Here is a 23,139-nt window from a genome sequence, read left to right on the forward strand (position 1 = left end):
TCAGCCTCCCTGGACCGCGGTCAGGACCTCGACGCGGTCACCGCCGCCGAGCACGGTGGCGGACCACCGGCCGCGCGGGACGACGGCCTCGTTGACGGCGGCGGCGACGCCGGAGTGCGCGGTGGTCAGGGTGGCGACGAGGGCGTCCAGGGTGGTGCCCGCGGCGAGGAGACGGACCTCGCCGTTCACGGCCACGGGGACGGGCACGGGATCGGAGGGCGGTGCGGGCCGGGGGCGGGGCGCGGGCTCGGAGAGGGGCGCGGGCTCGGTCATGCGGGCTGCTCCTGACGTACGGGGGCGGCGGGCGGGAAGCGGTGCGGGGTGAAGGGGCGGGCCGGCTCGGGCAGCTCGCCGTCGGCCAGCAGCGCCGCCATGACGTCGCCGGTGACGGGGGTGAGCAGTACGCCGTTGCGGTGGTGGCCGGTGGCGAGGTGGAGGCCGGGCAGGGCGGTGGGGCCGAGCAGCGGGGCGTTGTCGGGGGAGGCGGGGCGCAGACCGGCGCGGGTCTCGGTGAGCGGCAGCTCGGTGATGCCGGGCACCAGCTCGTGGGCGTCCCGCAGCAGCTCGTAGACGCCGCCCGCGGTGACGGTGGTGTCCCAGCCCATCTCCTCGCTGGTGGCGCCGACGACCAGTTCGCCGTTCTCCCGCGGTACGAGATAGACATGGCTGCCCCGGACCACGGCCCGGACCGTCCGGGTGAGGAAGGGCGCGTACGCGGCGGGCACGGTCAGCCGCAGCACCTGCCCCTTCACCGGCCGGACCGGCGGCACGACCTCGTCCGGCAGCCCCGGCAGCCGGCCGCTGAGGCTGCCCGCGGCGAGCACGACCTGGTCGGCGCCGAGCTCCGTGCCCCCGGCGAGCACGGCTCCGGCGGCCCGGTCGCGAACGACCGTCAGACGCTCCACGCGGCCGCGGTGGAAGACCACCCCGGCCCGCTCGCAGGCGGTCAGCAGCGCGGCGGCCAGCCGGCGCGGATCGATCTGGTGGTCGCCGTCCACCCGCAGACCACCGCGGACGCCGGGCGCGAGCATCGGCTCCAGACGGCGGCATTCGCGGCCCGTGAGCCACTCCGACTCCAGGCCCGAACGCTGCTGCAGGGCATGCAGTTCCCGCAGATGGGCGCGGTCGTCGGAGTCCAGCGCGACGGCCAGGGTGCCGCAGGCGCGGAAGCCGGTCTCCCGCCCGCTCGCCGCTTCCAGTTCGGCCGCGAAGGCCGGATAGCGGGCGGCCGAGGCGACATTGAGGGCCAGCAGCATCTGTTCGCCGTAGTGGAGTTCGGTGACGGCGGCCAGCATGCCGGCCGCCACCTGGGCGGCCCCGCCGCCCGGTTCGGGGTCGGCGACCGCGATGCGCAGTCCGCGTTGCGCGGCCCGCCAGGCGGTCACCAGACCGATGATCCCGCCCCCGATGACCAGGACGTCGGATCCGTTTCCGTTCCGAGAAGAACGCATGGGCGTCCAGCCCCTCCCTTCGCCGGCATGACCCGGATCAGGTTCGTACGGTCGGAGGCCGCCCCAGCCTCCCTCTCAGCCCGGTGCGTCCGGGCTCCCGCGAGTGTTTTACGTTGGCCACCCTAGACCCCGCCCTCCGGACCCTGTAAGGGAGTAGCCACCGTGGCCCGTTCGCTCGACGGACTCGTCCTCTCACCGGTCGCCGACCAGGCCCCGGGCCAGGTCGGTACCCGTACCCGCTTCACGTACCACGAGGAGGGCGGCCGGATCTGGGCCGAGTACGCCGGCGGCGACGTGGTCCGCGGCCATCTCGTCGGCACCCGCGTCGACGACACCCTCGACTTCAGGTACGTCCAGCTGAAGCAGGACGGAACGACGTCCTGCGGCCACTGTGTCTCCACCGTCGTCGATCTCGCGGACGGCCGGGTCAGGCTGGACGAGCGATGGGAATGGGAGTCGCAGGAGGGCAGCGGGACGAGCACGGTGGAAGAGATCCCGCTTTCCTGACGAACCGTCAGGTGCGTAAGGTGTACGGGTGAGCGAGCAGCAGCAGTCAGAGCAGCCGGGCCGGGGCGCGGGGCGCCGCGTCGTCATCGTCGGCGCGGGCATGGCCGGTGTGCAGACGGCGGTGGCCCTGCGGGAGCAGGGCTTCACCGGCCCCGTCGCCCTGATCGGCGCCGAACCGCACCAGCCCTACGACCGGCCCCCGCTGTCCAAGGCGGTACTGCTCGGCGAGGCCGAGGACTCCGCCTTCGACGTCGACTTCGATGCGCTGGACATCGATCTGCAACTGGGCCGCGAAGTGACCGGTGTGCGCCCCGGCGCACATGAGCTGGACACCCCGTCGGGACCCGTGCCCTACGACGTGCTGGTGATCGCGACCGGCGCCGAACCGGTCGTCCTGCCCGGCGCCGAGGGCGTTCCCGGCGTCCATCTGCTGCGCACCCTCGACGACGCGGCGCGGCTGCGCCCCGTCCTCGACGAGCAGCACGGCGTCGTGGTCGTCGGCGCGGGCTGGATCGGCGCCGAGTTCGCCACCGCGGCCCGCGCCGCGGGCTGCGCCGTCACCGTCGTCGAGGCCGCCGACCGGCCCCTCGCGGGCGCGATGCCCGCCGAGGTCGCCGCCCCGATGAGCGCCTGGTACGCCGAGAGCGGCGCCGAACTCCTCACCGGAGCCCGGGTCGCCCGCGTCGAACCGGGCCGGGTGATCCTCGCGGACGGCCGTACGATCCCGGCCGGAGCGGTCGTCGTCGGAATCGGCGCACGGCCCGCCACCGGCTGGCTGGCCGGCTCCGGCATCGCGCTCGGCCCCGACGGATCGGTGACCGCCGACGGGGCGCTGCGCACCTCGCAGCCCGATGTGTACGCGGTCGGTGACTGCGCTTCGTTCCCCTCCGCCCGGTACGGCGAACGCCTTCTCGTCCACCACTGGGACAACGCCCTCCAGGGCCCGCGGACCGCCGCCGCCAACATCATCGCCGCCGCTGCCGGCGGTGGCCCCGCGCCGCTGACGTACGACCCCGTACCGTACTTCTGGTCCGAGCAGTTCGACCGGTTCGTGCAGTACGCGGGCCACCACGAGAGCGCCGACACCCTGCTGTGGCGCGGCGATCCCGCCGGCCCCGCCTGGTCGGTGTGCTGGCTGCGCGACGGCGTCCTGGTCGCGGTCCTCGCCGTCGGCCGGCCGCGCGATCTGGCGCAGGGGCGCAAGCTCATCGAAGCGGGCGCGCGGCTCGATCCGGCGCGCGCCGCCGACCCCTCCGTACCGCTCAAGTCGGCGACCCTCTGACGGCTGACCGGGGCGACCCTCCGACGGCGTACCCCGGAGCCCCGTACGGTCGGCCCGGCTACCGGCTGTCGGTCCGGGATGGCACGCTTGTCCCTGTGACCGAGATTGACGCAAAGATCGATGCTCTCGTCCCCGCCTGGCTCTACCTCCCCGACATCGCCGAAATGCTCGGTGTCGAGGTGACGCGCGTACGGCAGCTGGTCAAGGAGGGCCAGCTCATCGCCGTACGACGTGGTGAGAACCGGGCGCTCCAGGTGCCTGCCGCCTTCATCGACGGCGACAAGGTGGTCAAGGGCCTCTCCGGCACCCTGACGCTCCTGAGGGACGACGGCTACACCGACGAAGAGATGCTGGAATGGCTCTTCACCCCCGACCCGACCCTGCCGGGCACCCCTGCCCAGGCACTGAGCGAGAATCGCGGCACGGAGGTGAAGCGCCGCGCCCAGGCGCTCGCCGTCTGACCGCCGGCCGTAGGTGAGGGGCGGACCGCGCACCACCGCGCGGTCCGCGCCCCGCCCCGAAACCGGCAACCGCTCCACCAGGCACTCCGGCTCCACCACGCTCTCCAGGGGGAACTGCACCATGTCCACGCCTCGCGCGCCGCTGTCGGACGCCCGGCTCTATCTGTGCACGGACGCCCGCAAGCGCCAGGGCGACCTCCCCGCGTTCCTCGACGCCGTCCTCTCCAGTGGGGTGGACATCGTCCAACTGCGCGACAAGGGCATGGAAGCGGCCGAGGAGCTCGAACACCTGGCTGTCTTCGCCGACGCCTGCAAGCGCCACGGCAAGCTCCTCGCGGTGAACGACCGGGCCGATGTCGCCCACGCCATCGGCTCCGACGTGCTGCACCTCGGCCAGGGCGACCTGCCGGTCCCCGCCGCCCGCGCCATCATCGGCGAGGACGTGGCGATCGGCCGTTCCACCCACGCCGAGTCCGAGGTCGACGCGGCCGTCGCCGAACCAGGTGTGGACTACTTCTGCACCGGTCCGTGCTGGCCCACCCCGACCAAGCCCGGCCGGCACGCCCCGGGCCTGGACCTCGTGCGGTACGCCGCCTCGCTCGGCACCCGCCGCCCGTGGTTCGCCATCGGCGGGATCGACGCGGGCAATCTCGACGAGGTGCTGGACGCCGGAGCGCGCCGGGTGGTCGTCGTACGGGCGATCACCGAGGCGGCAGACCCGGCCGCCGCCACCGCCGGGCTGGCCGAGCGAATCCGGGTGCGCGCCGGGACGTGATCCGGCCGGATGCCCGAAGCCGGGTGTCCGAAGGGTGGACAAACAACCGGTCAATTCGGGCAATTAGCGCTGGTCCGGTCCTGTGGTCGTCGTGCTCTGGTTAACCTGCCCGTATGGCCCTTGGCACACCATCTACCAGGACAGATCACGCGCGCACGGTGCGTGAGCTCCTCGCGACCGGCAAGACTTCGTATTCGTTCGAGTTCTGGGCGCCCAAGACCGAGAAGGGCGAGCGGAACGTCTGGAGTGCGCTGCGCCGCGTCGAGGCGGTGGGGCCGAGCTTCGTCTCCGTGACGTACGGGGCGGGTGGCTCCACCCGGGCCGGTACGGTCAGGGTTGCCGAGCAGATCGCCGCCGATTCCACCCTCACCCCGGTCGCGCACCTCACGGCGGTCAACCACTCCGTCGCCGAGCTGCGCAACATGATCGGGCAGTACGCCGACGCCGGAATCCGGAACATCCTCGCCGTGCGCGGAGACCCGCCCGGCGACCCGATGGGCGAGTGGGTCAAGCACCCGCAGGGCGTGCGGTACGCCGCCGATCTCGTCCGGCTCATCAAGGAATCCGGAGATTTCTGTGTCGGCGTCGCGGCATTTCCCGAGATGCACCCGCGCTCGACCGACTGGGACACCGACATCCGGCATTTCGTGGACAAGTGCCGCGCCGGTGCCGACTATGCGATCACGCAGATGTTCTTCAATCCGGACGACTATTTGCGGATGCGTGACCGGGTGGTCGCCGTGGGTTGCGAAACCCCGATCATTCCCGAGGTCATGCCGCTGACCAGCGTCAAGCAGTTGGAGCGGTTTGCGCAGCTCAGCAACGCGTCTTTCCCTTCCGCGCTGAAAGAACGCATCCTCGCCGCCAAGGACGATCCCGCCGCTGTACGCTCCATTGGCATCGACTTCGCAACGCAGTTCTGCGCGAGGCTGCGATCCGAGGGTGTGCCCGGACTGCACTTCATCACGCTCAACAACTCGACGGCGACGCTCGAAATCTACGAGAATCTCGGACTGCACAAGCAGTCCTGACCGGCCGTACCCGCCGCGACCCGGGGCGGTGGCCGTAGGAGGGGGCGGGCATGGGCTGGACGGTCCTCTACATCGCGTTCGGCATCGTCGCGCTGTGGCTGCTCGGTGAGGTGCTCCTGCAGTACAAGGCACGCCTTCGCTGGCGTCTGCTCGCCTTCGCGGGCTTCGGCTGTGTGGTCGTCGGCGTGCTGATGCCGTCCGTGTTCGTCATCGCCATCGGCGCGATCGCGTTCGCGACCGGTCAGACGTACGTCACGCTGTCCTTCCGGCGCGGCTTCTCCACCGGCTGGGCGATAGGGGGCAGCCCCGGCGAGAGCCGTCGCCGCCGGGGCGGGGGTGACCGGGACGGCCGCGAGCCCACGCTCGAAGTGTCGGACCTGGAGCTGGAGCACGACGAGCGGGCCCCGGCGCAGGCGGACACCGCGGCGGCATCGTCCGCCGCACCGGGGACCCCGGCGCAGCGGACCGCGGTCTACGAGCCGGAGCCGCTCCCCGACGACACCGGGCAGTACGGCATCTACAGAGATCACCAGCGGTCGCAGCAGGGGCAGGGCCAGAGCCAGGGCAGCCAGGCGGAACAGCAGCCGCAGTACGCCGCGTACGACCCCTACGCAGGCCACTCCACGTACGCCGGGCCGGGCCAGGATCCGTACGCGGGCCAGGACTCCTTCGGCGGCCAGGACTCCCTCGGCGGCCAGGACTCCTTCGCCGGGCAGGGGCAGTACGACTACGGCACCGGTCAGCAGCAGTACGCCGCGTACTCCGACCCGTACATCGGGACCGGCACCACCGACGGTTCCACGCAGTACGCCGCGTACGACAGCTACGGCAACGGCTATGACGGCTACGGCGGCCAGCAGCAGTACACCGCCGACCCGTACGCCCGGCAGTACGCCCCCGAGACCCCGCCCGGCGGTGTCTGGGTGCCGCAGCAGCGCGAGGGCGAGCAGTACCCGCCCACGCCTCCGGAGCAGCCCGCCCCGTACCCGAACGGCTACGCCAACGGCAACGGCTACGACGAACAGCAGTACCGCTCCTGAGGACGGGCCCGGCAGGCGGCTTCCGGGATCATTGCGAGCCCCGGAACCCGTCCCCCTCCACGATCAGCCCGGCGACCAGCGCCCCCGACATCCCCGCATGGGCGAGCCCGCCGCCCGGGTGCGACCAGCCGCCCGCGGCGTAGAGCCCCGGCAGCCGGGTGCGATTGCCCGGATGCAGATACGCGCCCTGCGCCCCGGCCAGCGCGGGCGCGGGCACCGAACCGCCCTCGGCGCCGGTGTCGCCCGCCGTCTCGGCCGGGGTCCGCACCTCGGCGTGGAGCAGCCGCTCCCGCAGGCCGGGCACGGCCGCGCCGGCCGCCTCGATCAGCGCGTCGGCACACCGCTCACGCAACACCTGGTCCGTCCAGTCGACCGCACCGTGCGGGGCGACCGTCGCCATCAGCGTCACCGCCTCGTGCGCGTCGTCGGGGCGGGTCGACGGGTCGTCCGGGCGCAGCACCGTCACCGTGGGACGGTCGGCGAGCCGGCCGCCGAACACCGCCTCGCGCTCCGCCGCGCCGTCCGCCGGGTGGACCAGGGTCCGGTGCACGGCGTCCCCCGGCCGGGCGCCGCGCAGCGACAGCAGGACCAGGAACCGGCCCGGCACCACCCCTTGCCCCGGCCGCGGCTGAACCGCCACATCACCGTCCCGCCACAGCTCCTGACCGGGCACCAGGCCCGGATGCGGGCGGGCCCCCAGCACGACATGGGCGGCCTCGGCAACCGTCCCGTCCACGAGTTCGACGCCTGCCGCCCGGCCGTCCTTCTCGACGACCCGGGCCACCTCGCCGCCGAAGACGAACTCCACCTTCCGGGCCAGGCACCGCTCGTACACGGCCTGCGCCAGGGCCCGGATCCCGCCCAAGACGTACCAGCTGCCGAAGGTCTCCTCCATGTACGGCAGCAGGGCGGCCGCCGCCGGGGCGCGCAGCGGGTCGAGCCCGTACGACAGGGCGTACCCGTCGAGAAGGGCGGCCAGCCGGGGGTCCGGCAGCTCCCACGCGCCGATCTCCGCCACCGTGTCCGCCCGACGGGCCGGGCGCAGCAGGCGGCGCTGCCGGAGCGCCGGATACGGATCCCGGCCGAGCCCCTGCCAGTCGGAGCGCAACGGCTCCTCCAGGAGCGGACGCCGGGACCGGTCCCAGGCATCGCGCGCCCGGTCGAGGAACTCGCCCCAGGCCGCGCCCGCGCCGCCCCCGAGCGCGGTGTCCAGGGCGGCGACCACCCCGGCCCGTGACGCATTCGGCAGCGAGACCGCCGTACCGTCCGCGAAGATGTGGCGGCTCGCCGGATCGACCTGGGTCATCGTGACGCACCGCTCCAGCGGCTCCTTGCCCGTCTTCACGAACAAGTCGCGGTAGACCGCGGGCAGATGCAGCAGCGTGGGACCGGTGTCGAAGGCGAAGCCCTCATGGGCGTACCGGCCGACCGAGCCGCCGAAGGTGTCCGACCGCTCGTACACCGTCACCCGGTGGCCTGCCACGGCGAGCCGGGCGGCCGCCGCCATCGCGCCCATCCCGGCGCCGATCACCGCAATACGTGCCATGTCAGTGACCTTAACGGCCACCTCTGACACTCAGTCCAGCGGCCAGTGCGAACCGGCTCCCGCCAGGCGTTTCTCCTCGCGGCGCTGCGCCCTGCGGCGCAGGAACCGGCGGATCCGGGAGGCCAGGAGGACCAGTACCACCATGCCGAGCAACAGCAGTGTCCCGGCGATGACCGCGGCCACCAGCGGATGGAATATCGCGAAGGTGACGATTCCCGCGACGCCCAAATCCTCGGCCGTGCTCAGCGCGACATTGCTGAACGGCTCGGGGGAGGTGTTGACCGCCATCCTGGTGCCCGCCTTCACCAGATGACTCAGCAGAGCGGTGGAACCGCCGACGGCTCCGGCCGCGAGCTCCGGCAGCGAACCGCTCCCGCCGGCCAGCAGCGCCGCCACGACGGCCCCGGCGACCGGCCTGATGACGGTGTGCGCCGAGTCCCAGACCGAGTCAACGTACGGGATCTTGTCCGCCACCACCTCGCACAGGAAGAGCACACCGGCCACGACGAGGACATCGGTGCGCTGCAGCGACGCGGGCACCTCGTCGCTGAGACCGGTCGCGCCGAAGACACCGAGCAACAGGACCACCGCATAGGCGTTGATCCCGCTCGCCCAGCCGCTTGTGAACACCAGGGGGAGTACGGACACGGACGCGATAGTAACCAGATGGCGTAAGGCCCGGGGTGGGGATCGGTGCGCAGCCCTGAGTATCCGTACCTAGGCAACGAGATGAGTAGATGCGCGGATGGGTTCCGACCTGCGCGGACGGGAGAGTGGAGCCCACGGGGGAGAGGCGCGGCACCGGCACCGCCGACACGGGGCGGCGGAGCGGGTGCGGCAACTCCTTCCGGAACGGGGGAGTACGACGGAGAGCCCGAGGACCACGGGGGGAAACGGGGGTCACGGGGGTCACGGGGGAAGGCTCTCCGACAGCACAGGAGACGCCGGTCCGGCGCAGGCTCGGGGGGATCGAGCCTCACCGGGCCGGCGTCTTCGCGTGTCCGTACGCCGGGCCGGCCGACGCCGCCCGCCGGGGCAGTCCCTGCCGCCAGGTCGGCCCACGCCGCCCGGTCAGCGTCCGCTGACCCGGCCGTGCAGCAGGAGCGAGAGCGCCGAGTGCACATCGTCGATCGACCGCTCCGGCTGGAACGCCTGCCAGTCCAGGGCGGCCACGAGCACCATGCCGACCAGGGCCGCGGCCGTCAGCTGGATGTCGATCTCCTCGCTGAGCTCACCGTTCTTCACCCCCTCGCGCAACACCCCCTCGACCACGGCGACGGCCTCCTGACGCACCACCAGGAGGGTCGACTGCCAGGCCCTGTTGGTGCGCCACAGCTCCGCCACGTACAGCTGGGTGAAGGCCGGGTAGCGGTCGATGAAGACCAGACCCGCCCTGATCATCGCGTCCAGGGCCTCGACCCGGGTGCCGCCGCGCTCCTCGGTGTCCTCGGCCGCGGAGCGCAACGATGCCGTGAGCAGCCCGACGCCGTGGCGCAGCAACTCCTCGAAGAGTTCGGTCTTGCTCTTGAAGTTGTAGTAGACCGTGCCCTTGGCGACCCCGGCGCGCTCGGCGATCTCGTCCACCGTGGTCGCCGAGAAGCCCTTCTCGGCGATGAGAGTCACGGCCGCCTCGTAGAGTTTCTGCCGGGTGGCCTGGCGGCGGGTGGTGCTACTGCTTTCCATGCCCCTGATTCTCACAGGTCCGGGCGCGCTCACAGGCTCAGCTCCGGATGCAGCCGCTCCAGGGTCCACACCTGCTTGCGGCGCGCGGCGACCGCGGTCAGGGCGAGCGCCCCCGCCGTGAAGGCCAGCAGCACCGCGCTGCCCTGCCAGACCGGGCCGAGACCGCCGCCCGTGATCAGCCGGCGCAGGCCCTCGACGATGTAACTCATCGGCAGGTAGGGGTGGATCGCGTTGAAGAATCCGGGGCTGGTCTGCACGGGATACGTGCCCCCGGCCGAGGTCAGCTGGAGCATCAGCACCGCCAGCACGAGGATGCGTCCCGCGGCCCCGAACCGGGCGTTGAGCCACTGCACGATCGCTGCGAAGCAGCAGGTCGTCAGTGCGAGGAAGCCGATCGTCCCGGCGGCGCGGGTCATCTGCAGCCCGAGCCCCCAGTGCAGTACGGACATCAGGGCGGCCACCTGAAGCAGTCCGATCGCGGCGACCGGCAGCCAGCCCGCGAAGGCGATCCGCCAGGCGGAGGCCCCGGCGGCGAGTGCGCGCCGGTTGAGCGGCTGGATCAGCATGTACGCCACCATCGCGCCGACCCAGAGGGAGAGCGGGATGAAGTAAGGGGCGAAGCCGGTGCCGTAGTTGGGGGCCGCGTGCAGCGACTCGGAGGCCAGCCGCACCGGGTCGGCCATGACCTCCGTACGCGCGTCGCGGTCCTTCTTGTCGTAGTCGGGGATCTTGCCGACGCCGTCGTTGAGTCCCTCGGCGAGGGTGGCCGAGCCGTCGCCGAGCCTGATCAGCCCGCCGTCCAGGTCGGTCGCGCCCTTCTTGAGATTGCTCACGCCCGTGTCCAGGTTCGCGGAGCCCGTCCTGGCCGTGGCCAGGCCGGTGTGCAGTTCGTTCGCTCCCTTGGCGACCTTGTGGGCGCCGGTGTTCAGCGCGTTGACCTTCGCCACGGCGGACTTCAGGTCCTCGTCCAGGTGCGGCGCGCTCTCGGCCAGGTCATTGGCCTGCCGTTGCAGTGTGGTCAGCCGGCCGCGCAGCTTCTTCAGATCGCCGTTCTGGTTGGTGACCAGCACGTTCACATCGTCGGCGACCTTCGCGACATCGGCCGCCGCGGACTTTGCGCGCTTCAGCGGCGGGCAGACGGTGGGGTCGGCGGGCGGCTGCTCCGCGCAGCTGGTGCGGTAGACCTCGGTCAGTTCGCCGGAGGCCGCATGGGCAGCGGTGGCCGCGGTGGGCGCCGCCTCCACCAGCAGGTCGAGGTTGTCCCGCACGGTCTGCGAGGAGTCGGCGACCAGCCGGGCGGTGTCGCCGATGGACTTCCCGTTGTCCTTCAGGAACGGGCGGACGTCGGCCGCCACCCCGTCGACCTTGTCGGCGAGCAGCTGGGTGCCGTCGGCGACCTGCCGGGAGCCGGATTCGAGGTCGCCCGCGCCCTTGTTCAGCTTGACGATCCCACCGGCCAGACTGCTGCTGCCGTCCTTGGCGTCCTTCAGCCCGTCCGCGAGATCCTGCGACCCCTTCTTCGCCTTGCCGATGCCGCCCTTGAGGTCGTCGGCACCCTTGGCCGCCTTCGCGGTGGCGTCATGGAGGTCGGAGAAGTTGATGAAGATCCGGTCGAGGAAGCCGCGTGAGGCGTTGGTCGACGCGGCGGTGCGCACCTCGGAGAACACCGAACGGGAGATCTGCCCGACGATGTAGTTGTTGGCGTCGTTGGTCCGCACCTGGAGCGCGCCGGTCTCGGGGGAGTCGCCCGAACTGGACGCGATCCGCCTGCTGAAGTCCGACGGCATGGTGAGCGAGAGGTAGTACGTACCGTCCTCGACGCCCTTGTGCGCCTCGGTGGAACTCACCTCGTGCCACTCGAAGGTCTTGGAGTCGAGCAGCTTGCCGGTGATCTCGTCGCCGGCCGTGATGCGCTTTCCGGCGGCGGTGGCGCCCTTGTCGTTGTTGACCAGCGCGACCGGGATCTTGTCGAGGCGGCCGTACGGGTCCCAGAAGGAGCACAGGTACAGGGCGCCGTAGAGCAGCGGCAGCAGCAGGAGCGCGATCAGTGCGGCGACCGGCAGCTTCCCCCTGCCGAAACGCTTCAGCTCAAGCGCGGCCAGTCTCGGCGAACGCATCGGCCGGTCCCTCCTCGGTCGTGGTCTCGTCGGCCGCGGCATCCTGCGTGTCCGCCGGTGCGGCCGTGGTGTCGGTACGTACGGTGATGGCGTCCTCGGGCGCCTGGCTGCACACGGCGAGCACGGTCGTGCCGCTGTCGGCGACGGACCGCAGCAGCTCCCAGGCCTCGGCGCGTTCGGCGTCGGAGAGCTTGAGGTCGGTGTCGTCCACCGCGAGCAGCCGGGGCCGACCGAGCAGGGCGAGGGCGATGGCCAGCCGCAGCGCCTCCAGCCGTTCCAGGTCCCGTACGGAGGTCCGCTCGGCCTTGGGCAGGGTGGCGAGGTCGAGTCCGGCGGCATCCAGCGCCGCGTCGATCCGTCCCCGCGCGGCGGCGGCGCGCTCGGCGCGCGGGCGCAGCAGAGCGCGCAGCGAACCGTCGAAGCGGCGCTGCAGCAGGGCACGCTCGCGCAGGTGCTCCGCGACGGTGAAGGCCGGGTCGAGCTCGCTGACCCCGGTCACCGGGCCCAGTGCGCTGATGCGGCGTACGGCGGCCATCTTGCGCGGCAGGCGCAGTCCGCCGATCTCCGCCAGGCCCTCGGTGGGGCGCATCCGGCCCGTGAGCGCGAGCAGCAGGCAGGTGCGGCCGGAGCCGGAGGGGCCCTCGATCGCCACCAGTGAGCCGGGCCCGGCCTTGATGCCCACGCCCCGGAAGGCCCAGCCGCGCGGTCCTCTGAGCCCGAGATCCTCGGCGGTGACGGCTGCCCCGTGCGGGCTGTCCACAGACTCCCCCTCGTTTTGAACTGACTAGTCAGTTCAAAAATGTAGCCCGAACTCGTAATCGAAGCAAAGGCGCAGGTCAGGAAGGGGATGGGGTCGATTGTCAGTGGCGCCCGCCACGATGGATACATACGGCCACGGAGCCGTTACACGAGACAGGAGGTTTCGTCATGGCCCACTCGTCCGCAGCAGCCGCACCCCGGCGCCGCGCAGACGGCCCTGCCCCCTCACTGACCGGCCCGGCAAGCGATGCCCACCCCGTTCTGCGCCGCACCACGGCGCCGCCCGCCGCCCTCGATCTGCTCGCCCAGGCCCGCACCGGTCTCGACGAGGCCGCCGTTCTCGATGTGCCGAACGAGCGGTATGCCACCGCCCACCTTGCCGCGCTGCGCACCGCCGCCGCCGTGCTTGCCGCGCGGGCCCGCCCCGAGACCTCCAGGCGGCGCCGGGAGCGGATCCGCAGCGCCTGGGAAGTCCTCCCGGAAATAGCCCCCGAGCTGACCGAGTGGAGTGCGCTGTTCGCCTCCGGCGCCCGCCGCAGGGCCCGCGCGGAAGCCGGCATACCGGGCGCGGCCAGCCGGCGGGACGCCGACGACCTGCTGCGCGACGCGGAGATGTTCCTGCGCCTGGTCGAGCGGCTGCTGGTGCTTCAGCCGGTGCTCCCGCAGGCCCGGAAGGAGCGGCCCGACGCGGGATGACGGCGACGGTGGCGCGAGGCAATAGGGTGGACAGTACGTGTACCACCTGCACTGTTCACGCTCCGCCGTCAGTGGCGGCACCGTGCCGAGGAGTCATCTGCCGTGTCGGACCAGCTGCGCCCCCGCGCCTCCCTCCGTACCGCTGTGGTCTGGGAGGTCCTGAAGGACGCCCTCGACCACCAGGTCAAGGCGACCGGCCGGGACGCCCTGGACGTCCTGGACACCGGCGGCGGCACCGGCAACTTCGCGGTGCCGGTGGCCCGCCTCGGCCACCGGGTCACCGTTGTCGACCCCAGCCCCAACGCGCTCTTCGCCCTGGAGCGCCGCGCCGCCGAGGCCGGGGTCGCCGACCGGGTCCGCGGGGTCCAGGGCGACATCCACGGCCTGTTCGAGGTGGTCGAGCGCGGTGGTTACGACGCGGTGCTGTGCCACGGAGTCCTGGAGTACGTGGACGACCCCGCCGAGGGCGTGCGCAACGCGGTCGAGGCGCTGCGTCCGGCCGGTGCGCTCAGCCTGCTCGCCGCCGGGCTCGGCGGCGCCGTTCTGGCCCGGGCGCTCGCCGGTCACTTCACCGAGGCCCGGCAGGCGCTCGGCGACCCGGCGGGCCGCTGGGGCGAGGGGGACCCGGTGCCCCGGCGCTACACCGCGGAGCAACTCACCGAGCTGGTCTCCGCGGCGGACGTCGAGGTCGGCTCGGTCCACGGCGTACGGGTCTTCGCCGACCTCGTACCGGGCGTCCTGGTGGACACCGAGCCCGGTGCCATGGAGGCCCTGCTCAAGCTTGAGGCGGCCGCGGCCGAACTGCCTGCCTTCCACTCGGTCGCGACGCAGCTGCACGTACTGGGCACGAAGCGCACCTGAGACGTTCTGGGCACGAAGCGCGGCCGTGCGCGGCCGGGTGCCGGTGGTAGCGCGGCTGTAGTGCGGCTGATCAGGGACGCAGCCGCAGATGGAGTACGGCCCAGGACCCCCGATCGGGGGCTTCGCCCCGTATGATCGGGGGACACCATCCGGCATGACGGATCGGAGGTTGGGGAATCAACGCCTCAGCAGCTGAGCCGTCGTGGCGGCCCGGACTGGCTGATTGGCAATGAGGGCGGGTTTCACGGGGGCGAATCCCTGCCTATCCTGGAAGGGCCGCATACCGGCCGCCCCCCGCGGCCGACGACGAGGAGGACTCCGTGCCGCTCTCGGAGCACGAGCAGCGAATGCTCGAGCAAATGGAGCGAGCGCTGTACGCCGAAGATCCCAAGTTCGCGACAGCGCTCGAGGGAAGCGGGCTGCGTACGTACACCCGGCGACGGGTCTACCAGGCGGTCGCAGGCTTCCTGGTGGGTATCGCGCTCCTCATGGCCGGAATGGTCGCCCAGCAGATCTGGATCAGCGTGGTGGGGTTCCTCGTCATGCTCGGCTGTGCGGTCCTTGCGGTCACTGGTTGGCGCAAGGCGCCCAAACCGGGCGAGCGGCAGGCAGCCGGAGGCGGCGGCGACAGCCGTCGGCCCAGGCAACGCCGGACCGTGATGAACCGGATCGAGCAGCGGTGGCAGCGCCGCCGTGACGAGCAGGGCCAATAGGCCCCCGGACAGTCTTTGGGTGAGGGGCGGCCGCGTTTTTGCGGCCGCCCCTCATGCGTGCCCGGGCCGGGCCGCCCGGATCGGCCGTCGCCGCCGACTTTGTCCTCGGTCGCCGGGCAGGCTGGAGAATCGGGTTCGCCCGGCGACCGACGGCGGCCCTTCATCCGGGGGACAGGCCGAGGAGAACCAAGCCCGCGCGGCCATTCAGGCCAGGGCGCCGGGCTGCCCCGGGAACCGCCAGGCCCGGTCGTGCCGGTGCCGGTGCCGGTGCGAGGCTGGCGGGGAGAGGCTGCCGGGGAGACCGGGGGACGGCCAGGCCCGTCCGCTGCCGGGGCGAGCGGGCGAGAAGGTGCCGGGCGGGCCCGGGCCACCTACCGGCCGGCCCGTTCGGTGATCGAGGCCGGAGGACCGCATCCGGCCCACGCCCCTCCCGTCGCCCCCTGTCGACGGGACGGCAGCGCCATGCTTGCGGGCATCCCGCTCATGTCCCGCCCGCTCACCCCTGCTGGCGGGACGGCCGCCGCAGCCACCCCGTCCACCGCTCCCGGCCCCACCGCGCCGCCCACCTGCCGGTGAACGCCGCCCAGCGGTCCGACGCCGCCCAGATCACCCGAACGGCCGAGCGCGGTGCCGCGATCGCGCGGGCCCTGGCGAACCGGCCGGACGACGCCCGCAGACCCGCCCGTACCGCCTCCGCATCCTCGGCGAGCCCGGTACCCGACCGGGGCTCCGGGGCGTAGAGCACCTGCTCCACCGCCCCCGCCACCCGGTGCACCGCGGCGGCCCCGTCGGGTTCGAGCTGCCCCAGCCGCACCACCCTGGCCGCCGTCTTGCGCGGGGTCCGGGAGTCGTCCGGCTCGATGCCGTGATCCCATGCCGTGTCGGTGATCTCCCGCCAGGCCGCCAGCGTTCTCGCCGTCGCATCCGCAGGCGTACGCCCTGCGGAGAAGCTCAGCCTGTGCTTGCGTACCCGAAGCCGCCAGAGCATCGGCAGCAACGGCAGCACCAGGATCGCCAGCGCGCCCAGGACCACGCCGAGGACGGTGCCCGTGGGCGTCCCGGAATCCGTCGGGGCCACCACTCCCGGCGCCGCCGAGCTGCCGCACTCGCCCTGTTTGCGCATCTGGGCCGGACAGCTCTCCGCGACGGACGGTGCGACCGTCGGAGCGGCCGAGGCGCCCTTCTCCGGCCGGGCCGGGTCGGACGTGCCGCCCGACGGGGCGTCCGGCTGGGTGTAGGACGGGGCGGTGCCCCGCGTCGGGGTCGGCTCGAAACGGGTCCACCCGACACCCTCGAAATACAGCTCCGGCCAGGCATGCGCATCGCGCAGTCCCACCGAGACCGAACCGTTCGACTGCGCGGTGCCGGGAGTGAAGCCCACCGCGACCCGGGCCGGAATGCCCAGCGTGCGCGCCATCGCGGCCATCGTGAACGAGAAGTGGACGCAGAAGCCCCGCTTCTCCTTCAGGAACCGGCCGATCGCCGCGCTCCCGGTGCCCGAGTTGACCGAGGTGTCGTAGCTGAAGCCACCCTCCGAGGCGAAGAAGTTCTGCAGCTTCACCGCCCGCTCGTAATCGTTGCTCGCGCCCTTCGTCACCCGGTCCGCGGTCTGCCCGACCACCTTCGGCAGGGAGTCGGGAACACGGGTGTACTCGCGCCGCAGGGCGACCGGCGCGGCACCCGCCGCAGCCAGCTGATCGGCGGTCGGCTGGACCACCAGACTGGAGACCTGGTACTGCGCACCGCGGGTCGTCTCCCCGCCGTCACCGACGAGGGTCCGTCCCATCGGCTCGTACCGCCAGCGTCCGCCGACCCTGACCTCGGTCGCGGGGTAGGGGAGCGGCAGATAGGTCTGCTGGTACGAGCTCGATGCGGAGATGTTCGTGCTGATCTCCGTGACCATGACGTCCGGGCCGAGACCTTCCGGGGCCGGGAGTCGCTTCGGCACACCCTTCAGGCGGCGCGTGGAGGGCCGCCACTCGTTTCCGTTGAACTGGTCCAGGGCCAGGATCCGCAGGTAGAAGCCCTGTGGATCAGCGGAATTGGTGCGGTAGGACATCACCTCCCGGTTCTCCGGCTGGTTCAGGTTGTTCTGCAGCGAGACCAGAGGGTTCACCGCGGAGATGGTGCCGCCGCCGTTCCCCTTGCCGTTCCCGTCCCCCGTACCGGCCAGCAGGCCGCTGTCGAGCGCGGGCAGCGCCGCCGGTACGAACAGCGAGATCCCCAGCGCCAGCGCGCCGATACGGCGGCCGGTGCGGACCGGCGCCGTCGGGCGGTCGGCGGAAAACGCCGCACCGGCCGTCGCACCGCCCCGGGTTCCGGCCGCGCCGCTGAAGACCCGTCCCCATTGGGAGAGCCGGTCCCGGCCCTCGGCCAGCAGAAGCAGCAGATAGCCGCCGGCCGCGAGCAGGAACCAGAGCCAGTCCGCTCCGCCCTCGGACAGCCCCGCGGCGACCGAGTACAGCGCGAGGAGCGGCAGGCCGGCCGGGGCCGCGCTGCGGAACGTCACAGCGAGGGCGTCCACGATCAGGCCGACCAGCAGGACACCGCCGATCAGCATCAGCCGGATGCCGTCCGTCACGGGCGCCGGAGCGGCGTACCGTCCGACATCGTCGGCGCCCGACATCAGCAGATCCGCGAGCCGCTGGACGGCCTCCGGACCCGGCAGGACCCCGATCAGAGCCTGCCCCCTGGCGAAGACGACCGTCAGCAGGACGAGCGTGACCAGCGTCTGCGCCACGATGACCAGCATCCGGGGCATGGGCACCCGGCGGGCGAGCATGCCCATCCCGCTCTGGACCGCCAGCAGGAACGCGGCCTGCAGGATCCACCCGGCCGGCTCGACCAGCGGCAGCATCGAGCCCGCCGCCATGAGCGTCGCCGCAAAGGCGCACAGCGTCAGCCGACCGCGACCGCTCATGACCATCCCCCGGAGAAACCTGTCGTGCCACCTGTGGTGCCGCCGACGGCAGCCGACTGCGTCGTCACGCCCGGGTGTCCCGCCGCCTGCTGCCAATAACGGGCGAGACCGGTCCCGGGCGCCACGGCCACCGCCGTCCAGCCCGATTCGCGCAGCAGCCGAAGCCGCTGCTCGAACGCCGCGTCCGCCCCCGCGGGCGGGACGTCGTCATGTACCCAGGCAGTGCTGTCGAGTACGAACGCGACGGCGCCGCCACTGCGCTGCCGCATCCGGGCCGCCACCGCCGCCTGCTCCTCGTCCAGATCACCGAAGAACGCGATCAGCAGCCCCTCGTTGCCGCCGCGCAGCACGTCGTACGCGCGCGACAGGCCGCCCCCCTCGGAGTGGTCGGCCACCGCCAGGGTGTCCATCATCAGCCCCGCGGAATCGGCGGAATCCTGTGTCGATCCGGCGAAGCCGCCCTCGCCCTCGCCCGGCACCGCGTTCCCGTCGTCGGTCAGCAGCCGGACCGCGAAGCCGCGCTCCAGCATGTGCACCAGCGTGGACGCGGCCCCCGACACCGCCCACTCGAAGGCGGAGTCGGGCCCCGACCCCTGATAGGCGATCCGCCGGGTGTCCAGCAGCACCGTGCATCTGGCCCGCTGCGGCTGCTCCTCGCGGCGCACCATCAGCTCGCCGTACCGCGCGGTGGAACGCCAGTGGACCCGGCGCAGATCGTCGCCGTGCCGGTATCCGCGCGGAATCACGTCGTCGTCACCGGCCAGCGCCAGCGAACGCTGCCGCCCCTCGCCGTACCCCGAGGCCTCGCCCGCCAGCCGTACGGGCGGCAGCGGCTCGGTCCGCGGAATGACGACGAGGGTGTCGTACGCGCTGAACGAACGCGTCAGCTCGCACATCCCGAACGGATCGCTCAGCCGCAACTGCAGCGGCCCCAGCGGATAGCGCCCACGCAGATCCGACCGCACCCGGTAGGACACCTCGCGACGGCCGCCCGCCTCCACCCGGTCCAGCACGAACCGGGGCCGCGGCCCGAGCACATAGGGCACCCGGTCCTGCAGCATCAGCAGCCCGGTCGGCAGCCGGGACACATTCTCCATCCGCAGATGGACCCGCGCCTCCGTGCCCGCGGACACCCGGGAGGGCGAGAGCCGCCGGGTGCCCGTGACCCGATAACGGGTGCGGACGAGCACCACCACACAGACCAGCGGCAGCGCGGCGAGCAGCAGCCCGACCCGCAGCAGATCCGCCTGCCCCAGCACATAGGCGCAGACCGCGGCGGCGACACCGGCCGCGAGGAAGGACCGCCCACGCGTGGTCAGTCCGCTCAGAGCGGCCCGCAGAGCGCCCTTTCCGTCGCCGTCGTCCATCGAGGCCGGCCCCCCGGCGGTCATCACGCCCGCCGTACGCCGGGCTGCTGCCGGCCGTACACCGGACGGCCCGGCTGGTGCTGGGGCTGCACCCGTGGGACGCCCCCGCCACCGCTACCGCCGGCCGTCGGCACCGGTGTCTGCTGGAGGATCTCCAGCACGACCTGCTCGGCGTTACGGCGGTTCAGCTGGGCCTGTGCCGTCGGCAGCAGCCGGTGCGCGAGCACCGGGACCGCCAGCGCCTGCACGTCGTCCGGCAGGCAGTAGTCCCGGCCGCTCAGCGCCGCGGAGGCCTTCGCCGCGCGCAGCAGGTGCAGGGTGGCACGCGGCGAGGCGCCGAGTCTGAGATCGGGATGGCTGCGGGTAACCCCCACGAGCTCCACCGCGTACCGCCGCACGGCGTCGGCCACATGGACCGTCCGTACCGCGTCGATCAGCTTCACGATGTCGTGGGCGTGCGCCACCGGCTGGAGATCGTCGAGCGGCGAGATCCCGCCGTGCACATCGAGCATCCGCAGCTCGGCTTCCGCATTCGGATAGCCGATCGACACCCGCGCCATGAACCGGTCTCGCTGGGCCTCGGGCAGCGGATAGGTGCCCTCCATCTCCACCGGGTTCTGGGTGGCCACCACCATGAACGGGTCGGGCAGCTCGTATGTGTGCCCGTCGATGGTGACCTGGCGCTCCTCCATCGACTCCAGCAGCGCCGACTGGGTCTTCGGCGAGGCCCGGTTGATCTCGTCGCCGATCACGATCTGGGCGAAGATCGCGCCCGGCTTGAACTCGAAGTCGCGCCGCTGCTGGTCGAAGATGGACACACCGGTGATGTCCGAGGGCAGCAGGTCCGGCGTGAACTGAATGCGCCGCACCGAGCAGTCGATGGACCGCGCCAGCGCCTTGGCCAGCATCGTCTTGCCGACGCCGGGAACATCCTCGATGAGGAGATGCCCCTCCGCCAGCAGCACGGTCAGCGAAAGCCGTACGACCTCGGGCTTGCCCTCGATCACGCTCTCCACCGACCTGCGCACCCGCTCCGCAGTCGTGGTCAGATCTGTGAGGCTCGCTCGATCGTCATAGGTCGTCACCCGGCCCTCCTCGGCCCTGCCCCACGCTCACGAGGAGCAGGGGATTCCCCAGTCACGGACCGACGCGCGTGCAGCGGCCCGGCCCACCCCGAAACACGGACACCCCTCCGGAAACGAAACGTCCGGCGAGATGCCACATGCGCATTCTTGTTGCCGTTACCGCTTCGTGTCACTCGCCTGTGGATAAGTCGCGGCGATATGTCTGGTTCAGTGGGTTTATCGGCTCCCGATGGGCACCATCCGGGCGGTACCCCGATGAACATCATCCGGGCGGGACCCCGACGGGCACCGTCCGGGCCGGCGGTCAGGACGCGGAGGCGGGAAAGATCTCGCGCAGCAAGCCGCTGGTCACATCGAAGACGAAGCCGCGGACGTCATCGGTGTGCAGCAGGAACGGCGAGGTGCGCACGCGCTGCATCGACTGCCGTACGTCCTGGTCCGCGTCCTTGTACGCCTCGACGGCCCAGACCGGACGCTGGCCGACCTCGACCTCCAGCTCCTGGCGGAATTCCTCGGTGATCGATTCCAGGCCGCAATTCGTGTGATGAATGAGTATGACGCTGCGGGTGCCCAGAGCCCGCTGGCTGATGGTCAGCGAACGGATCACGTCATCGGTGACCACGCCGCCCGCGTTGCGGATGGTGTGGCAGTCGCCGAGCGACAGGCCGAGAGCGTCGTGCAGGTCGAGCCGGGCGTCCATGCAGGCGACCACGGCGACGCGCAGCACCGGCTTGGCGTCCATGCCCGGGTCCTCGAATCCGGCGGCGTACCGGATGTTCGCCTCGACGAGGCGGTCGGTGACCGTGCCTCCGGTGCGGGCCCGGTCGGCAGGGGGCGCGGACGGCCCGGCGGGGGAGTGTGCGGAAGTCGACATGGTGATGACGTTAGCTCTCGGCGGTGGTCGCGTCGCGCTGTGAGAAGGGACAAAGAACGTCAACGAGGCTTGTTGTGAGGTAACCCACAAGCCTCACAGTTGTTCAATCGGCCGGGTGAACAGGGGGCAGGGCGACGCGCTGCCCCGTTGATTGATCGGGAATCGATCGAATGGCAGGGTGGACTAAAGTGACGGGAAGTTACCGACACCCTGCACATTCCGTAGATTTTCCCCGTGTGCGGCGTACGTACGGTCCGGCCCTCTCCCGCTCGCCGGTCGGCCGACGCCTCTTCCCCGGCGCCGGCCGCCCTCCCCTTCTGAGCGGGCGGGGACCAGGCCGTACGTGCCGCCGCACGGGACCTGAGCCTGAGAGGGCGCATGAGCCAGACCCGACACGTCCCGGTGATGCTCCAGCGGTGCCTGGACCTGTTGGCCCCGGCTCTGGAGGCGCCGGGCCCCCAGCAGCCCGTGGTCGTCGACTGCACCCTCGGCCTCGGCGGACACAGCGAGGCGCTGCTTTCCGCCTTCCCCTCCGTACGGCTCATCGCGCTGGACCGCGACAAGGAGGCGCTGCGGCTCTCCGGCGAGCGGCTCGCTCCGTACGGCGAACGGGCCACCCTGGTGCACGCGGTCTACGACGAACTGCCCGAGGTGCTCGCCCGGCTCGGCATCCCGAAGGTCCAGGGCATCCTCTTCGACCTCGGCGTCTCCTCCATGCAGCTGGACGAGGCCGAGCGCGGATTTGCGTACGCCCAGGACGCCCCCCTCGACATGCGCATGGACCAGACGGCCGGTATCAGCGCGGCCGAGGTGCTCAACACCTATCCGCCGGGTGAACTGGTACGGATCCTGCGGGCGTACGGCGAGGAGAAGCAGGCCAAGCGGATCGTCTCCGCGATCGTGCGCGAGCGCGAGAAGGAGCCGTTCAGCAACAGCGCCCGGCTCGTCGAGCTGATCCGGGACTCGCTGCCGCAGGCGGCCAAGCGCACCGGCGGCAACCCCGCCAAGCGCACGTTCCAGGCGCTGCGCATCGAGGTCAACGGCGAGCTCGCTGTCCTGGAGCGGGCGATTCCGGCCGCCGTACAGAGCCTCGCGGTCGGCGGCCGCATCGCCGTCCTCTCGTACCACTCGCTGGAGGACCGGCTGGTCAAGCAGGTCTTCGCGGCGGGCGCCGCGATCACGGCGCCGGCCGGACTGCCGGTCGTGCCCGAGCGCTATCAGCCCCGGCTGAAGCTGCTGACCCGCGGCGCGGAACTGCCCACGGAGGAGGAGGTCGCCGAGAACCGGCGCGCCGCTCCCGCCCGGCTGCGCGGCGCCCAGCGGATCCGCGAGGAGGAACGATGAGCGTCCGGTGTCCGGGAACCCGGACACCGGAGACGCCCGGGGCGGCGCGGTGAGCAAAGCGGCCGGGCAGTTGAAAGGGCGGGCGGCGCGGCTTGCCCGGCTGATGCCTGCCGGACCCAGCAACGCGGCCCGTACCCCCTTCGTCCTGCTGGTGGTGCTGCTCCTCGGCGGCGGCCTGATCACGCTCCTGGTGCTCAACTCGGCCCTCAACGAAGGATCGTTCAGGCTGAGCGAGCTGAAGAAGCGGACCACCGGGCTCACCGACGAGCAGCAGGCCCTCCAGCGTGATGTCGACAGCTACTCCGAGCCGGAGGCCCTGGAGCGGCGCGCCCGCGAACTGGGCATGGTGCCCGGCGGCAGTCCCGCCTTCCTCGACCCGGACGGCAAGGTCCGCGGCGTCCCCGCGCAGTCCACCGCCGAGCCGGCCCCCGCACCGCAGCCACGGAAACCCGGTACCCCCGCGACCGCCCCGTCCACCGGCGCCCCGGCGCCGGCCACCGGCTCGCCCCCGCACTCTCCCTCGGCCACCCCTTCGGGCGCCGCCGTGAAGCCCAGCACCTCCGCGGCCCCGAATGCCGGGCCGCGTACCCCGGCATTCCAGCCCTCGACGAGCCCCGGCAGGTGACG

22 protein-coding genes and 1 riboswitch are annotated in these 23,139 nt (G+C 72.1%); of the genes, 11 read left to right on the forward strand and 11 right to left on the reverse strand.

The annotated features are described in order from the left end of the window. Together thiS and thiO are read right to left on the reverse strand one after the other, a co-directional pair. Positions 1–273, reverse strand: a complete 273-nt coding sequence (gene thiS / locus ACFVV1_RS31525) for a sulfur carrier protein ThiS (protein WP_389996257.1) — start codon at positions 271–273, stop codon at positions 1–3. Then, a complete protein-coding gene (gene thiO / locus ACFVV1_RS31530; protein WP_389996260.1) occupies positions 270–1,451 on the reverse strand; it encodes a glycine oxidase ThiO in 1,182 nt (393 codons plus the stop codon). The genes thiS and thiO overlap by 4 nt, the downstream gene beginning before the upstream one ends. After that, positions 1,449–1,562: riboswitch (TPP riboswitch) on the reverse strand. Its footprint overlaps the gene before it by 3 nt. 51 nt (positions 1,563–1,613) lie before the next feature. On the opposite strand from thiO, the gene ACFVV1_RS31535 reads away from it, so the two are divergent. The 6 genes from ACFVV1_RS31535 (at position 1,614) to ACFVV1_RS31560 (ending at position 6,547) form a co-directional block, all read left to right on the forward strand. Beyond that, positions 1,614–1,958 carry a hypothetical protein gene (locus tag ACFVV1_RS31535; protein ID WP_389996262.1) on the forward strand — a complete coding sequence of 115 codons (345 nt, stop codon included), beginning with the start codon at positions 1,614–1,616 and terminating at the stop codon, positions 1,956–1,958. 28 nt (positions 1,959–1,986) lie between these two features. Further along, positions 1,987–3,240: an NAD(P)/FAD-dependent oxidoreductase gene (locus tag ACFVV1_RS31540; RefSeq protein WP_389996265.1), complete on the forward strand. Its 1,254-nt coding sequence runs from the start codon at positions 1,987–1,989 to the stop codon at positions 3,238–3,240. 95 nt (positions 3,241–3,335) lie between these two features. Next, positions 3,336–3,701: an Rv2175c family DNA-binding protein gene (locus ACFVV1_RS31545; RefSeq protein ID WP_266745680.1), complete on the forward strand. Its 366-nt coding sequence runs from the start codon at positions 3,336–3,338 to the stop codon at positions 3,699–3,701. A 121-nt stretch (positions 3,702–3,822) separates the two neighbouring features. Continuing rightward, positions 3,823–4,476, forward strand: a complete 654-nt coding sequence (thiE, locus tag ACFVV1_RS31550) for a thiamine phosphate synthase (RefSeq protein WP_389996269.1) — start codon at positions 3,823–3,825, stop codon at positions 4,474–4,476. Positions 4,477–4,589: 113 nt separating this feature from the next. After that, positions 4,590–5,507, forward strand: coding sequence for a methylenetetrahydrofolate reductase [NAD(P)H] (metF, locus tag ACFVV1_RS31555; protein WP_389996272.1), 918 nt, complete (start codon positions 4,590–4,592; stop codon positions 5,505–5,507). A gap of 50 nt (positions 5,508–5,557) precedes the next feature. After that, the gene (locus ACFVV1_RS31560; protein ID WP_389996275.1) at positions 5,558–6,547 is read left to right on the forward strand and encodes a hypothetical protein; all 990 of its coding nucleotides are present in this window, start codon (positions 5,558–5,560) and stop codon (positions 6,545–6,547) included. A gap of 28 nt (positions 6,548–6,575) precedes the next feature. On the opposite strand, the gene ACFVV1_RS31565 is transcribed toward ACFVV1_RS31560, so the two are convergent. The 5 genes from ACFVV1_RS31565 to ACFVV1_RS31585 form a co-directional block, all read right to left on the reverse strand. Continuing rightward, positions 6,576–8,093, reverse strand: a complete 1,518-nt coding sequence (locus ACFVV1_RS31565) for a phytoene desaturase family protein (RefSeq protein ID WP_389996278.1) — start codon at positions 8,091–8,093, stop codon at positions 6,576–6,578. Between the two features lie 30 nt (positions 8,094–8,123). Continuing rightward, on the reverse strand, positions 8,124–8,741 hold the full coding sequence (locus tag ACFVV1_RS31570; protein WP_389996280.1) for a DUF4126 domain-containing protein: 618 nt from the start codon (positions 8,739–8,741) through the stop codon (positions 8,124–8,126). 423 nt (positions 8,742–9,164) lie between these two features. Continuing rightward, positions 9,165–9,776, reverse strand: a complete 612-nt coding sequence (locus ACFVV1_RS31575) for a TetR/AcrR family transcriptional regulator (protein ID WP_389996282.1) — start codon at positions 9,774–9,776, stop codon at positions 9,165–9,167. Between the two features lie 29 nt (positions 9,777–9,805). Continuing rightward, a complete protein-coding gene (locus ACFVV1_RS31580) occupies positions 9,806–11,893 on the reverse strand; it encodes a YhgE/Pip family protein (RefSeq protein WP_389996285.1) in 2,088 nt (695 codons plus the stop codon). Beyond that, a complete protein-coding gene (locus tag ACFVV1_RS31585; protein WP_389996288.1) occupies positions 11,865–12,653 on the reverse strand; it encodes an ATP-binding cassette domain-containing protein in 789 nt (262 codons plus the stop codon). The genes ACFVV1_RS31580 and ACFVV1_RS31585 overlap by 29 nt, the downstream gene beginning before the upstream one ends. A gap of 167 nt (positions 12,654–12,820) precedes the next feature. Between ACFVV1_RS31585 and ACFVV1_RS31590 the strand changes: the two genes are divergently transcribed. The 3 genes from ACFVV1_RS31590 to ACFVV1_RS31600 all read left to right on the forward strand — a co-directional run bounded on the left by ACFVV1_RS31590 (position 12,821) and on the right by ACFVV1_RS31600 (position 14,922). Then, positions 12,821–13,348 carry an SAV_6107 family HEPN domain-containing protein gene (locus tag ACFVV1_RS31590; protein WP_389996291.1) on the forward strand — a complete coding sequence of 176 codons (528 nt, stop codon included), beginning with the start codon at positions 12,821–12,823 and terminating at the stop codon, positions 13,346–13,348. A gap of 102 nt (positions 13,349–13,450) precedes the next feature. After that, entirely contained in the window at positions 13,451–14,209 is a 759-nt protein-coding gene (locus ACFVV1_RS31595; protein ID WP_389996294.1) for a class I SAM-dependent methyltransferase, read from the forward strand. A gap of 320 nt (positions 14,210–14,529) precedes the next feature. Further along, the gene (locus ACFVV1_RS31600) at positions 14,530–14,922 is read left to right on the forward strand and encodes a DUF3040 domain-containing protein (RefSeq protein WP_362204555.1); all 393 of its coding nucleotides are present in this window, start codon (positions 14,530–14,532) and stop codon (positions 14,920–14,922) included. A gap of 496 nt (positions 14,923–15,418) precedes the next feature. On the opposite strand, the gene ACFVV1_RS31605 is transcribed toward ACFVV1_RS31600, so the two are convergent. The 4 genes from ACFVV1_RS31605 to ACFVV1_RS31620 form a co-directional block, all read right to left on the reverse strand. Beyond that, positions 15,419–17,842 carry a DUF3488 and DUF4129 domain-containing transglutaminase family protein gene (locus tag ACFVV1_RS31605; RefSeq protein WP_389996297.1) on the reverse strand — a complete coding sequence of 808 codons (2,424 nt, stop codon included), beginning with the start codon at positions 17,840–17,842 and terminating at the stop codon, positions 15,419–15,421. Then, positions 17,839–19,233 carry a DUF58 domain-containing protein gene (locus tag ACFVV1_RS31610; RefSeq protein ID WP_389996300.1) on the reverse strand — a complete coding sequence of 465 codons (1,395 nt, stop codon included), beginning with the start codon at positions 19,231–19,233 and terminating at the stop codon, positions 17,839–17,841. Before ACFVV1_RS31610 ends, ACFVV1_RS31605 begins: the two co-directional genes overlap by 4 nt. Next, a complete protein-coding gene (locus ACFVV1_RS31615) occupies positions 19,233–20,294 on the reverse strand; it encodes an AAA family ATPase (RefSeq protein ID WP_389996303.1) in 1,062 nt (353 codons plus the stop codon). Before ACFVV1_RS31615 ends, ACFVV1_RS31610 begins: the two co-directional genes overlap by 1 nt. A 304-nt stretch (positions 20,295–20,598) precedes the next feature. Beyond that, on the reverse strand, positions 20,599–21,168 hold the full coding sequence (locus ACFVV1_RS31620; RefSeq protein WP_389996305.1) for a beta-class carbonic anhydrase: 570 nt from the start codon (positions 21,166–21,168) through the stop codon (positions 20,599–20,601). Positions 21,169–21,546: 378 nt separating this feature from the next. Here ACFVV1_RS31620 and rsmH point away from each other — a divergent pair, with 378 nt between their 5' ends. Then, the gene (gene rsmH, locus ACFVV1_RS31625) at positions 21,547–22,512 is read left to right on the forward strand and encodes a 16S rRNA (cytosine(1402)-N(4))-methyltransferase RsmH (protein WP_389996308.1); all 966 of its coding nucleotides are present in this window, start codon (positions 21,547–21,549) and stop codon (positions 22,510–22,512) included. Between the two features lie 49 nt (positions 22,513–22,561). Then, positions 22,562–23,137, forward strand: coding sequence for a septum formation initiator (locus ACFVV1_RS31630; protein ID WP_389996355.1), 576 nt, complete (start codon positions 22,562–22,564; stop codon positions 23,135–23,137). The last annotated feature ends 2 nt before the right edge of the window (positions 23,138–23,139 follow it).

This window comes from Streptomyces sp. NPDC058092 (assembly GCF_042884935.1).
In the GTDB taxonomy this organism is placed as follows: Bacteria; Actinomycetota; Actinomycetes; order Streptomycetales; family Streptomycetaceae; genus Streptomyces.